General features: G+C 58.1%; 6 protein-coding genes. All 6 read right to left on the bottom strand.

The window, feature by feature from the left end; translation table 11 throughout:
* Window positions 1–27: 27 nt before the first annotated feature.
* The 6 genes from infB to HMPREF9334_RS10395 all read right to left on the bottom strand — a co-directional run bounded on the left by infB (window position 28) and on the right by HMPREF9334_RS10395 (window position 13,377).
* Window positions 28–2,643 (bottom strand): translation initiation factor IF-2, encoded by a 2,616-nt coding sequence (gene infB / locus HMPREF9334_RS10420; RefSeq protein WP_006693428.1) that lies wholly within the window; start codon window positions 2,641–2,643, stop codon window positions 28–30.
* The gene (locus HMPREF9334_RS10415) at window positions 2,643–2,975 is read right to left on the bottom strand and encodes a L7Ae/L30e/S12e/Gadd45 family ribosomal protein (protein ID WP_006693427.1); all 333 of its coding nucleotides are present in this window, start codon (window positions 2,973–2,975) and stop codon (window positions 2,643–2,645) included. The genes infB and HMPREF9334_RS10415 overlap by 1 nt, the downstream gene beginning before the upstream one ends.
* A complete protein-coding gene (gene rnpM / locus HMPREF9334_RS10410; protein WP_006693426.1) occupies window positions 2,972–3,250 on the bottom strand; it encodes an RNase P modulator RnpM in 279 nt (92 codons plus the stop codon). Before rnpM ends, HMPREF9334_RS10415 begins: the two co-directional genes overlap by 4 nt.
* The gene (gene nusA, locus HMPREF9334_RS10405; protein WP_006693425.1) at window positions 3,247–4,392 is read right to left on the bottom strand and encodes a transcription termination factor NusA; all 1,146 of its coding nucleotides are present in this window, start codon (window positions 4,390–4,392) and stop codon (window positions 3,247–3,249) included. Before nusA ends, rnpM begins: the two co-directional genes overlap by 4 nt.
* A gap of 14 nt (window positions 4,393–4,406) precedes the next feature.
* A complete protein-coding gene (locus HMPREF9334_RS10400; protein ID WP_006693424.1) occupies window positions 4,407–4,856 on the bottom strand; it encodes a ribosome maturation factor RimP in 450 nt (149 codons plus the stop codon).
* A gap of 151 nt (window positions 4,857–5,007) precedes the next feature.
* The gene (locus HMPREF9334_RS10395; protein ID WP_211204857.1) at window positions 5,008–13,377 is read right to left on the bottom strand and encodes an autotransporter outer membrane beta-barrel domain-containing protein; all 8,370 of its coding nucleotides are present in this window, start codon (window positions 13,375–13,377) and stop codon (window positions 5,008–5,010) included.
* Window positions 13,378–14,109 lie beyond the last annotated feature (732 nt).

The raw sequence follows: 14,109 nt of genomic DNA, 5'->3' as shown, positions 1-14,109 counted from the left end.
CAAAGGACTGCACCTCTATTTTCCATGTTATTCGGCGTTTTCTTTTTCTTCCGACGCCGCAGCTGCGGCAGCTGCGGCAGCCTGCGCCTCGCGCTTCTGCTCTGCCGCCTTGTTCGCCTCGGCGATGGAGGTCTCGATCTCCTCCATCGTATATGCCTCGATGATGTCGCCCTCCGTAAAGTCGCGGAAGTCGACAATGGAGATACCGCACTCGTAGCCGGCGGCGACCTCCTTCACCTCATCCTTAAAGCGGCGCAGAGAGTCGATCTCCCCGTCGAAAAGCTCGACGTTGTCGCGCAGGATGCGGATCTTCGAATTGTTGTGGATCTTGCCCTCGAGAACATACGAGCCGGCAACAAGAGCCTTCGAGAAGCGCATGACCTGACGGATCTCGACGCGCCCCTGAATGACTTCCTTGTACTTCGGCTTGAGCATGCCGCTCATCGCATCCTTGACATCGTTCAGCGCATCGTAGATGACGCGGTAGGTACGGATGTCCACATCCTCCGTGTCCGCGAGACGGCGTGCGTTCGCGTCCGGACGGACGTTGAATGCAATGACGATTGCCTTCGATGCCGTCGCGAGCATAATATCCGACTCACTGACCGCACCGACACCCGAGTGCACGATGCTTACGCGCACTTCGTCGTTCTTGTTGAGCCCGAGGAGTGCGGAGTTCAGTGCTTCGACCGAGCCCTGTACGTCGGCCTTAACGACAATGTTGAGATCCTTGATATCCCCCTGCTGAATCTGTTGGAATAGCGCGTCAAGCGAAACACTCTTCGACTTGATGAGGTCGCGGCGCTGATTGCCGAGGCGTGCCTCCGCAATCGAGCGTGCCTGTTTCTCATCAACGGCGGCAAGGATGTCACCCGCCGACGGCACATCGTTGAGACCGAGGATCTCAACAGGCATGGAGGGTCCCGCCTTTTTCACGTTGTCCCCACGATCGTTGATCATCGCGCGAACGTGACCATACGCCGTACCGACGACGATGGAGTCGCCGATGCGCAGCGTGCCGCTCTGGACGAGCACGGTCGCGACCGAGCCGCGCCCCTTGTCGAGCTTTGCCTCGATGATGACACCGCGTGCCTCACGGTTCGGGTTTGCCTTCAGTTCCTCGACCTCGGCGACGAGCAGGATGTTCTCGAGCAGATCGTCAATGCCGATGCGCTGTTTCGCGGAAACGGGCACCATGATGGTATCGCCGCCGTATTCCTCGGAGACCAGCCCGTACTCCATGAGCTCCTGCTTGACGCGGTCGGGGTTTGCGCCTGGCTTGTCAATCTTATTGATGGCAATGATGATGGGCACGCCGGCAGACTTCGCGTGGTCGATGGCCTCAACTGTCTGTGGCATGACACCGTCGTCTGCCGCAACAACGAGGATCGCCACGTCCGTGATCTGTGCGCCGCGCGCACGCATCGCCGTAAACGCCTCATGCCCCGGCGTGTCGAGGAAGACGATTTTCTTGCCCTGACACACAACCTGATACGCGCCGATGTGCTGGGTGATACCGCCTGCCTCATGCGTGCTGACGGAAGTGTTGCGGATCGCATCGAGCAGTGACGTCTTGCCGTGGTCGACGTGGCCCATGACGGTGACGACCGGCGGGCGATCTTTGAGCGTCTTCGGATCGTCCACAATCTCCGGGATCAGCGTCGGATCGACATCCGGCGGCAGCTCCTCCGTCGTCACGCCGAACTCCGCCGCGACGAGGGATGCCGTATCGTAGTCGATCTCCTGATTGATGCTCGCCATAACGCCCATCAGCATGAGCTTCTTGATGATGTCCGCCGCCGTATAGCTCATCTTGGAGGCGAGATCCTTGACCGCGATCGTCTCGGGCAGCTTGATGTGCTTCGGACGTGCGATCTCCACCTTTGCCACGGGCGCAGGTACTGCTGCGCGACCCTTGCGCCCCTTACGTGCAGCGCCGCGCCCGCGCTCGTTCTGACGCAGATCCGTGCGCTCCTCACGGTCGCGGCGTCCACCTCCGCGATTGCTGCGGCTGCGATCGCCGCCGGCTGCACTGTTATCGCCGCCGCGGCCACCACCGCGTCGGCGGCTCTCGCTGCGCCCCTCAGTCTGGGGCGGCGGCGGAATTGCCGCACCCGCAGCGGGACGCGCACCGCCACGCCCCCCTGCGGGACGCGATGGGCGATTTCCTGCGCCGCCGGTACTGCTGCCCGACGTGCGGGGACGATCCTGCGACTCCGAGCGCGTCTTAGCGGGTGCCTGACGCACAATCACGATGCCGGGTGCCTTCGTACGCGCCCGCAGCACAGGCTTTTCCTCCGATGCGGCGGGTGCAGGGGGAGCAGCCTTTTCTGCAGACGGCTGCTCTGCCTTCTTTTCGGGGGCAGCCGTCTGCGGCGCACTGTCCTGTACGGGACGCTTTTCCTTCTTTGCCGGACGCTCAGCAGCCTTCGGAGCGGGGGATTTGCTCTGCAGGGACTCCTTGCGTACGGGTTTTGCCGCACGTCCAAGCTCTGCCTTGACTGCGGCACGCTCTTCCTCACCGACTGCGCTGAACATATTCTTCACTTTGTAGTTCTTGCTCTTTAGGATATCAATAATGGTATCTTTGTCCGTCTTGAATTCCTTTGCCAAATCGGTGATTCTGTATTTCGATTCTGACATCAATCCACCCCCGTCGGTATATTCTGCAAATAGGCACTGAGCCTGTCCGCAAATCCTCTATCTATGAGCACAGCAACCGCACGGTACTCCTTGCCGAGACAGTGTCCTAGCTGCTGCATGGTCAGTAATTCCGCCGTTGGCACATTTTGCTGTGCCGCCATGCGGGTAAATTTCGTCTTGGTCTCCTCCGAGGCATCTGCCGCAAGCAGTAAGTAGGTCCCCTGCTTCCGTTTCAGTGCCTCCTCCACCACGAACGCACCGGACAGGATGCGCCGTGCACGCGCCGCCATGCTGAGGAGATTCTGCGTGCACTTTTCGATCTCAGCGTTCATCGCTCGCCCTCCTCACGTCGGACAACGTCCTCCAACGCATCGTAGACGGCAGTGGCGACCTTCCCCTTGAACGACCACGAAAGGCCGCCTTGTTTGCGCGCCAGTCGGAGACATTCGGAGGATGGACAGAGATACGCGCCGCGCCCCGGGCCCTTGCCCGTCGGATCGTATGCAACCGTCCCGTCGGGAGCGCGCACGATGCGCAGCATCCCGCCCTTCGGATGCAGCTGACGGCAGCCGACGCACAGCCGCTCGGGCTGTTTCGTCTCCGTCATTCTGCCCCCTCTGCCACGGGCTCTGCTACCGCAGGAATCTCCGCCGTCTCATCGGCGGCAGCCATGAGCTCCTGCGCCTGTGACTCACTCTTGATGTCGATCTTCCACCCCGTCAGCTTTGCCGCGAGGCGGGCATTTTGCCCCTCCTTGCCGATCGCAAGTGAGAGCTGATAGTCCGGAACAATGACGCGCGAGACCTTCTCCGCCTCGTTGACCGCGACAGAGATGACCTTTGCAGGATTCAGCGAGTTCGCAATGTAGGTTGCGGGATCATCGCTCCACTTCACAATGTCGATCTTCTCTCCCGCGAGCTCGTCGACCACCGCCTGTACACGCATATAATGCGGCCCGACACAGGCACCGATCGGGTCGACACGCTCCTCCGAGGAGTACACCGCAACCTTCGAGCGGCTGCCCGCCTCACGCGCAATCGACTTGATCTCGACCACGCCCTCCTGCATCTCGGGCACCTGCAGCTCAAAGAGTTTTTTGAGCAGCTCCGGATGCGTACGCGAGAGGAGGATCTGCGGACCGCACGCCGTACGCTTTACCTCGATGATGTAGGCACGCAGCGTGTCGCCGTAGCTGTACTCCTCCGTCGGCATCTGCTCCGTCGCCATGAGCAATGCCTCGGCACGCCCGATGTCGACGAAGACATTCCGTCCCTCAACGCGCTGGACAATCCCCGTCACGATATCTGCCTTGCGATTCATATACTCATCGTAGACAATCCCGCGCTCCGCCTCGCGGAGACGCTGCATGACAACCTGTTTCGCCGTCTGCGCTGCAATGCGTCCAAAGTTCGCAGGGGTCATCTCGATCTCGACCACATCGCCAACCACATAGTCAGGGTTTATGGCACGCGCCTGAGCGAGGGAGATCTCCGTGATATCGTTCGTTACTTCCTCAACCACATCCTTGATGGCAAAGACGTGAAACGCTCCCGTTTCACGCGACAGAACAATACGGACGTTCCGGTCATTCTGCGTCAGGTTGAAGTTGCGCCGATATGCCGAAGTCAGCGCATCCTTGATGGTCTCGAAGAGCTGCTCCTCGTCGATGCCCTTTTCATACGCAAGCTCCTTCAGTGTCTGAAGGAACTCCTTTCCGTCGTTCTTCTCCTTTGTGCTTTTTCTTGCCAAAACCCAAATCCTCCCTAAAAGTCGATATGCAGACGTATCTGCGAAACCTGTTCCATGGGGATGTGAATCCCCTCGTCCAAGGTCAGCATCTCTCCATCACAGCCTGCAAGTACGCCCGTCCACTGCTTCTTTCCGTCAAAGGGCGCATAGAGCGTCACATCGACCATCTTGCCGTGCTCGCGCACGAAGTCGCGCGGATTTCGCAGCACGCGGTCGAGCCCCGGTGACGACACCTCCAAGATATAGGCATCGGGAATGAAGTCCTCACGGTCAAGAGTCTCCTCAAGACGCTCACTGAGGCTCTGGCAATCGTCGATATCAACACCGCCCGTCTTATCAATGTAGACACGCAGATAGTAGTCGCGCTCGCGCACATACTCGACATCGACCAAGTCCAACTCCGGCACATCTGTCAGGAGACCGCGTACAATCTCCTCGACGCGCTCCTCGATCTTCGCGCTCATGCTCTCCCTCTTCTCATACGCAATGAAAGAGTGGGCTTCCACCCACTCTTTCCAGATCTTAAATGAATTTATTGAAGTATAGCATAGTGCAGAGATTTTGTAAAGCCCTGCACAAATGAAACACACGGATTTTGTGAGAAAATATCTCCGATCAGAACGCCCAGTTGACATGAGCGCCGCCGGTATAGCCGTGACGGCTGCCCAGCCAGCCCGTGAAGTGCAGATCATACGAGAAGCGGCTGCCCTGCGGTGCGAAGCGGTAGCCCGCCTCGATCATCGCACTCCCGCCGCGCAGCGACGGACTCGGAGTATCATACCCCTGATACGATGCGCCCGCTTTGCCGCTGAACTCATACTCCCACGCAAGTCCCGCATAGACTTCGCTCTTTTCGCTGTCCTTGTGCGTATACGTAAAGCCAAGACGCATACGGTTCGAGTTCACCGCGCTGAAGTCGTAGTCGTCCGTGCTCATACTTGAGCCGCTCGAGTGGATATCTGTCTGCATGCCCGACTGGTACGACCAGAAGTAGCGCAGATAGGTGTTCAGTTTATCCTTGTCGTTGGTCTTGACTTCCTTGCCGATGCCAAGATGTGCTGCATAGTAGGCGTTCGAGCTGTCGTAGCGCGAGGTGCTGCCCGTATAGACGGAGCCGCTGTAGTCGCTGCTCACTTTACCGCCGTGCAGTGCCGCCTCTGCCCACAGTCCCTTCAAGGTCTCCATGCGCCCCATGATGCCGGCACCAAAGTAGCTGATATTTCCGCTGCCATGGGTGCCGTCGTCGAGGTAGGCATCGTATTTGCCCTTGCCGTATTCGACAAACGGAGTGACGATGAGTGTCGCAGATTTTCCTTTCAGCTCGCGTGCCCAGCCAAGGCTGAGGTTGTACCCCTTCGTCTCGGCATAGGAGCCGGTCTTTGTGTCGACGCTTCCCTGATCCATTGCCGCCCAGAGATGGTAGCCGCGTATTTCGTTCTCCTGCTTGCCTACGGCTGCTTCTTTCTTTGCCGATGCGATGCCGGGTCCTGCAAGGAGGTTTGCGCCGCGGTTGATAAAGTCGGTGGCGGCGGCTCTGGTCTCGACGAAGGATTTGGTCTGGTCGCTGATCGCCGCCTTTGTAACCGTTGCGATGAGCTCATCCGTATTGCGCTTCTTGAATGCAAATTCATAGAGCAGAGAGACGCCCTGCATGCCTGTGACCTTGTTGTCGGTCGGGATGTCGCTGAGCGTACCGTTTCCTGCAACCTTCATGAGGCTGATAACGTCGTTGACCTTGAGCGCACGTGCGCGTCCATGGACACCAAGTCCCACGTCGATGTTTGCAAGGCTCTTGTTGGTAACGCCGAGCTTCAGGAGGGTCGGGTTGTTGGTTTCGATGCCCTCGCTGAGGTAGAAGTGGAGTTTCTTGATGCCTGTAAAGTCGTTGATATGCGAGGTCGGATGTGCGCTGTCATGGTGGATGGCAAGGGTGTTGCCATTCGCGGCAAGTCCCGTGCCGCCGATGACGTTGCCGCCGACGGTTGAGCCGGTAAGATGGATGGTGTTGCCGTCACTGGTCGGCGCACTGCCGCCCGTGACGTTGCCGGTGACGGTCGAGCCCTTGCCGACATAGATCTGGTTGTCTTTGGCGATGACGCATGCCCCGCCGAAGACGTTGCCGGTGACGGTGACGCCGTCGGCAATGTTGACGGTGTTGCGCAGGGATGCGTTATGAGCGCGTCCGCCGTACACATCACCGGTGATGCTTGCGTTGACGTTCACGACGTTCTCGATGGCATCGCCGCCCGTGGAACGTCCGCCAACGATTTCCGCTGCGGCGTTCGATGTGGGGGTATTGGTGATGGTGACGGTGTTCTTCTCGGCATTGCCGGCTGCTTCCGCACCCATGACCTTGGCACCGCTGATGGTGCCTCCCTTGATCTCGACGGTGTTCTTAAGAGCCTTACCGGCGCTCTGTGCGCCCTTGAGACTGCCCGTAACGCTGCCCGCGGTGATGACGGCGCTGTTTTCCGTGGCATCGCCCACAAGGGTTTCTGCACCGTAGGCGTTCGTTACCGTGCCTCCGCTGATGAGCGCATCGTTCTTTTCGGCTGCGCCGTTGGTGCTCTTGGCGCCGACGAGGTTGGTAACCGTGCCGCCTGCAGCGATGGCTTGGTTCTTGTATGCCTTGCCGTGCTTAGTCTTGGCACCGTAGGCATTCGTTGCTGTTCCGGCTTCGACTTTGAGGGTGTTGTCCTCGGCCGTGCCGTTTGTGGTCTGTGTGTCGCCGCCGATGGCATTGGTGACGTTTGCGCCCGCTTTGAGGGTGAGCTTGTTGTGCAAGGTTTTGCCGTCCGTTTGGTAGACGGTCTTACCGCCAAAGACGTTGGCATGGGCACCGCTGTTTACTTCGACGTTCGCGTTCTGCCACTTGTAAGCCGAGAGGTCAAGGCTGCCGCCGGTGGTTGCCGCCTGGTTGTTGTTGGTGACGAGGCTGTATTCGACGTCGCCCGAACGCTCGCTGCCCGTTGCAGGGGTGTACCCATTCAGTGTGAGGGTTTTGCCCGCTGCCATCTGGAAGAGGTGAACGTTCTTTTCCATGACGTTTCCAAGCCATGTGGAGACCGTTGTGCCGGTCGGCTTTTCGATGGTGCTGTAGGTGAGTGTGGTATCCCGGTTCAGGGTGAGGACGGTATCCCCGTCGGCAACGCTCGGTCCAAGGTTGAATTTGATCGTGCCGAAGTTCTTGAGGCTGCCGACCTGTGCGCCCTTGCTCTTGATGTCAAGGATGTTGCCCGTGGCTGCCTTGTTGCCGCCGACGAGATCACCGGTAACGGTGACAGCGGCGTTGTTCGTGCCGTCGCCGATGGCGATGGTGTTGCCCGTGGTCGTACCGTTATGGTTGGCAAAGCCACCGTAGACGCTTCCCCCAACGCTGCCGCTGAGGAGGTTGACGGTGTTGCCCGTGGCTGCGCCGCTTGCGGAGGCGTGGGTCAATGCGCCGCCATAGAGGTTGTCGCTGACCGCTGCGCCCTTGAGATCGATGGTGTTCTTGGTGGCGTTTCCTGCCTCGGTGCGGACATCTGCGCCATAGCCGTGCTTGACCGTGCCGCCTTCGAGGATGAGTTTGTTCTCTGCCGCATCACCCGTCTTCTTGTAGCCGTCTACGCCGTCGCCTGCCTCAAGGTTCTGTGCAATGCCGCCGTAAGCTGCCGTGGTGATACTGCCGCCTGTCACCTTGAGAGAGTTCTTTTCGACTTTGTTGCCAATTTTGCTGCGTCCGCCCCACGCCTCGGTGGCAGAGCCCGCGCTGTAGGTCGGATGGTTGTTGCGGAAGCGGTAGCCTGTGACGTTGACTTTTTTCGCTGTTGCCGTTTCATTGTCGGTGTTCAGGACGTATTCGTAGTCGCCGTCCGTTTTCGCCTCCCGTGCACGTACGGGATTGTAGTTCGTAAAGGTGATGTTGCTCGTGCTGTCGATGAGGGTCAGGATGCGATCCGTCGTGGGGCTTGCCGTGATGGTGTCAAGGTTCTTGAGCTTCATCTTCGACCAGTCGATGGTGGTTCCCGCACCGCTTGTGAGCGTGAGCATGGTGTCCCCATGGCTGACGTTGTGCGCTACGTCGAAGTTGACGTTCTCGAAGTTCTTGACATCGGTCGCACGCGCACTCCGGCTGTTGACGTTGAGGGTGTTGCCTGCAATGCCGGCTGCACCGGTTTTGTTGCCGCCGTAGACGGTGCCGACGCTCGTTGCGGTAAATGCGGTCGTCGCCGTGCCAAGGTTGACGGTGTTGCCCGTGCTCTTGCCCGTGCCGTTTGCATGACCGCCGTAGACGTCGTGGAGGGTTCCGCCCGTAATATTGACGGTTGCCCCCGTGGCATCCCCACTGCCGCTGTTGTAGCCGCCGTAGACGGTGCCGCCGACACTGCCGCCCTTGATGTTTACTTCGCTGTTTTTGATCTGTCCCGTCGCCGCAGCGTTCGCAATATGTCCGCCGTAGACAGCGCCATTGACCGTGCCGCCCGCGATGGTGACTTTGCTCTTGTCTGCCGTGCCTGCTGCATTTGCAGCCGCAAGGGATGCACCGTAGACGGAGCCGACGGTGCCATTCGTGATCTCAGCGGTGTTCTCTGTGGCATTGCCGTTCTTGGTGCGTACTTCGGCACCGTAGGCGTTGGCGACATTGCCGCTCGCGACGACGACGGTGTTCTTTTCCGCGTCGCCCGTCGGGAGCGGGTTGCCGTGTGCGTCGAGCTTGTGGTTCTCCACAAGGCCGCCGTACGCTGCCACGTTGATTGTACCGCCCGTCACGGTGAGTTTGTTGTTCTCGACTTTGTTGCCGACGGCGGTGCGTCCTGCCCATGCGGCGTTGTGGGTGCCATCGCCCGCGGTGTAGGTTGCGCCGGTATGGTTCTTGTACTGGTACCCTGCCGCACGCACTTCGGTGGTATGAACCGAGGAGCCGAGCGTGTCGATGCTGAACTCGAAGTTTCCGCTCGTGACGCTCTTAATGCCTCCGTTTGCACTGTAGGTATTGACGCTGTTCTTATTGAAGTCAATGCCGTTCACGTTCCGCATGAGGGTCAGGTTATACGCCTCGTAGGTGCTGATCGGGCTGTTAAACTTCGTCGCATCGACGGTGAGCTTGCCCCAGTCAAGGTTGTTCGTTGCCGTACCTGCATTGAGGGTCAGCATGGGGTTCGCGGCGTTCAGCGCATTGCTGTTGATACTAAACTTCAGGTTCTCGAAGTTCTTGATGTTGCCCGCTGTCGCGTTGGTGTTGACGTTCAGCGTGTTGCCCGTATCCGTCGTCTTGTTGCCGCCGTAGATGGTGCCCGTGACATTGGTGACGCTGCTGTTGGTACCGTTGCCAAGGCTTACGGTGTTGCCAGTCGTTGCGCCCGAGCCGTTCGTAAAGCCGCCGTAGACATCGCCGCCGACAGAGCCGCCGCCGAGGAGAATGTTGCTGCCCGTAACAGAGCCCGTTCCAACGGTGTGTCCACCATAGACGTTGCCTGTGACAGAGCCGCCGGCGAAGGTGACGGTGTTGTCCGTTGCGCTGCCCGTTGCCGCGGCATGCGTCAATGCTGCACCATAGACGTTACCGTGCACGGTGCCGGCGTTGATGGTCACTTCGTTCTTAGTCGCGCTGCCCGTCTTGGTCTTAACCTCTGCGCCATAGGCATTTGCGGTCTGTGCACCGGTGTTCAGGATGAGTTTGTTCTCTGCCGCATCGCCCGTGGTGCCCGGAACGGTGGTGTTCTCGACCATGCCGCCGCGTGCGTTGAGCGTCGCGCTGCCGCCCGTGAGCGTCAGCTTGTTTTTCTGTACCTTATTGCCGATGATGGAACGTCCGCCCCATGCATCCGTGGCTGTGCCGCCCGCATAGTTCGTGGTGTTGTTCTGGAAGCGGTAGCCCTTGAGGTAGACGTTCTGTGTGGTGGCACTGTTGCCGTCGGTTGCAATGTCCGCCTCGTAGTCGTTTGTGTGGATGCGTCCGCGCGTTCCCGTGGGTGTATAGTTGCTGAGGTTGATGTTGTTGCTGTTATGCATGAGTGTCAGGATGCGGTCACTCGTGGCACTGGAATTCAGGTTGTCGAGGTTATCGACGTGGAGTTTGTTCCAGTCAAAGTTCGTGGCACCGGTTGTCAACGTCAAAAGGGTGTCGCCCACCGTGATGTGGGTGCTCGTCGCCTTGAAGTTGATCTTGTCGAAGTTGGCGATGTTCCTCGCCGTGGCGCTGTCGTAGACGTTGAGGGTGTTGTCCGTGGCAGCCGACTTGTTGCCGCCGTAGATGGTGCCAATGGTGGTACCCGAGGCGACGGCATTCGCCGCACTGCCGAGGTTGACGGTGTTGCCCGTGGTGGCTCCCGTTCCTGCCGTAAAGCCGCCGTAGACATCGGCCATCGTGCCGCCCGTGATGGTGATGGTGTTGCCCGTGGCATCTCCCGTCGCCGAGGCATGGGAAAGATACCCGCCGTGCACGGTGCCGCTGACACTGCCGCCGGAGATATTTACGTTGTTGCCTGTTGCACTGCCGCTTTGTACGGAGGTAAAGCCGCCGTAGATGTTGCGTACGGAGCCCGCTTTGAGGTTGACGGTGTTGCTCGTGCTGTTGAACTTTGCCGGAGCAGTCGTGCCCGTGCCCGCGGTCCAGCCGCCGTAGGCATCACGGTGGTTCGTGCCGTTGATGGTGAGGATGTTGTTGGTGGTTGTGTTGCCGATGACGGAGCGTCCCGCCCAGATGTCCTTCGCCGGGTCACTGGTCGTCGGGGTGACGTTTGCATCTTTGAACTGGTAGCCGCCGAAGAGGATCTGCTTTGCCACCGACGTGTTGGTGTCGGTGTCGATGGTGTACTCATGCGTGCCCGTGGAGGAGATTTCCCTCGCACCGTGGTAATGACTGACGTGGATGCCCGTCATGTTCTGCATGAGGACGGATGTTCCGCTCGGTGCATTCCCTGTATGCTTGAATTTGTTCCAGTCGAGGTTGGTTACAGCGCCGCCAACGAGGTTCAGCATGGGATTCGCCTGGTTGAATGTGCTGTTGAAGTTGAATTTCACCATGCCGAAATTGGCGATGTTGCCCGCCGTGGCGTTGGTGTTGACGTTCAGGACGTTATTGGTGTCCGCCCCCTGATTGCCGCCGTAGATGGTACCCGTGACGGTGGTGGCACTGTTTGTGGTGCCGCTCCCGAGGTTGACGGTGTTGCCTGTGGTGGCTCCCGATGCGGTGTGTCCGCCGTAGACGCTGCCGCCGACAGAGCCGCCATACAGGTTGATGGTATGACCCGTTGCTGCACCTGTGCCCGCGACCTTGCCGCCATAGACATTGCCGCCGACAGTTCCGGCAGTGATCTTGACGGTGCTCTTGGTCGCGTCTCCGGTGCCCGTCCCCGTGAGTTCTGCGCCGTAGACAGCCCCCGTGACAGAGCTCGCAATATTGACGTTGTTCTCATTGGCACTGCCGTTCTTTGCCGTGACTTTTGCGCCGTAGGCATTGGCAAGTGTGCCGCCCGTGACATCGAGCGTGTTCTTTGTTGCAGAACCCGCTGTCTGATACGTGCCGTCGCTGTTGTGCTTTTTGTTCTCGACTAGTCCGCCGTAGGCGTTCGTTGCATTCCCTGTGAAGGTGAGCTTGTTGTTTGTGACGGTCTGTCCGCTCGCTGTGCGCCCTGCCCATGCGTCGGTATGATGTGTTGCCTCGCTGTACGCCGCTGTGTGATTGCGGAACTGATAGCCCTCGACATTAACGTTCTGTCCAGAGCTGTCCCGATCCATCGCATATTCCAGATCACCAACGATCTTCTCCTTTGCACCGAGGGGTGCATAGGTGTCCGTTGTCCCCTTCATGAAGTTGATACCGGCGCTGTTGTGCATCGCCGTAAAGAGGTGCTTTTCGTAGGTGCTCGGTGTAAAGGTATGGTTGTTGGTATTGACCTCAACACCCGCCCAGTCGATCCCCGTTGTTGCACCGCCGCTGAGGGTGAGGAGGGTATCTGTCCGGGCAATCGTCCCCATGCCCCCAAGATTGAACTTGACTTTGCCAAAGTTCTGAATGCCGCGCGCCGTGATCCCCTTTGCATTGACATTGAGGAGGTTGTCGCTAAAGACATCATTGGTCGTACCGCTCGCTGCACCGCCATAGATAAATACGTTCGAGAGTGTGGTCGACACTAATGTGCCGTCACTCTTGCCAAGGTTGACGGTATTGCCCGTTGCCTTGCCCGTGCCGTTCGTATAGCCGCCGTAGATTTCATTGTTGCCGTCGAAGGTGCCGTTCTCGATGTTGATGGTGTTGTCCGAGGCGTTGCCTGCCGAGACGTTGTTCGGCGGCGTGAGTGCCGCGTTCGGGGCAATGTACCCACCGTAGAGCTTGCCGCCCGCATTCAGCGTACCGCCCTTGATGTTGACGGTGTTGTTCTTCGCGTCGGCGTTCTTCGTGGTGTCGACCAGTTCCGGATGGTTCTCATCCTCAGGATTGGCAAGGAGATGCACGCCCGTCGTGTAGCCCGCATAACCGTTTGTGACAGAACCACCTGTAAGCAGGTTCAGCGTATTATCTTTCGAACCGCCGTTGAGGGCGTTCGTATAGCCCGCACGTGCATCCGTGATGTCAACCGGAGTACCGCCGTTATCCTTTAGATTGAGCGTGTTGTGATTGGTCGTGTTCCCATAGGTCGAGATGCCCGCATGCGCTTCTGCGGCGCTTGCCGTCGGTGTCTCTGTTGCTTTTTGGAAACGGTTGCCGTCGACAGAGAGAGTTGTAGCCGTGACTGTTCCCGTTCCAGAAGCATCGGATCTTTTTCCGAACTCATAGTCTCCACGGGTTCCAACGATCGTTGGCGCATAGTTATTGAGCGTAAGATTCGCTCCACTATAGAGAGTAAGCGTCGGCGTATTGACATTATTTGCGGCAAGAGCATTCGCCCAAGCTCTCAGCCCCTTTACACTGATATTGTTCCAATCAAAGGTTTGTCCTTGATTATATACTTCAAGCATCTGATCTCCGGAATTGATGCCCGAGCCAAGATCAAACTGCATCTTCTCAAAGTTATATATCCCGTTGGTATGATTGTTTGCCGTCGTTACCTTCAGCGTGTTTCCTGTTCTTACGTCAGCAGATGAATTATTGCTGAATCCACCGTATAGCGTTGTAAAATGTCGCGAACGTGATCCATTTGTTGCAGCGCCCAATCCTGCCAAGGTGATCGTATTATTCGTTGCTGTTCCCTGATTCGCCCAACCTCCATATATGGTAGCCATAGATGGATTCTGCGAATCACTATTTGCAAGAACAACTTCATTTCCTTCAGAATTGCCGGTTGGTGATTGCGTATATCCGCCATAGAAATTGTACCCGCCGATTTCAATTGCACCAATCGTCAGCTTGTTCTTTGTTGTTGTATTCCCTAACGTTGAAGTACCCGCATAAACGACTCCTGTTGTGGGCAAAGATGGCTGTGTTTCATATTTTATATCTGCATTCTTAAACTGGTTTCCTTCAAAGTATAACTCTGTTGCCGTTACGGAAGATGCATTGGGGGTCGCCGTATCCGAACGCATTCCATACTCGAAGTTCCCTGCCGTAGTCGTCCTAACAGCATAGTTCGTTAGGTTCAGTGTTGCGCCGCTATACAGCGTTACCTTCTTAGACCCGGTTGCTCCCGACATCCAGTTCGCCGCACCTGTCACACTGATATTGTTCCAATCAAAGGCTTGTCCTTGATTATATACTTCAAGCATCTGATCTCCGGAATTGATGCCCGAGCCAAG

It is taken from the genome of Centipeda infelix ATCC 43532, from assembly GCF_000234095.1.
GTDB classification, from domain to species: domain Bacteria; phylum Bacillota; class Negativicutes; order Selenomonadales; family Selenomonadaceae; genus Centipeda; species Centipeda infelix.
The sequence above is the reverse complement of the archived record's forward strand: the minus strand, read 5'-3'. Positions and strand labels throughout refer to the sequence as shown.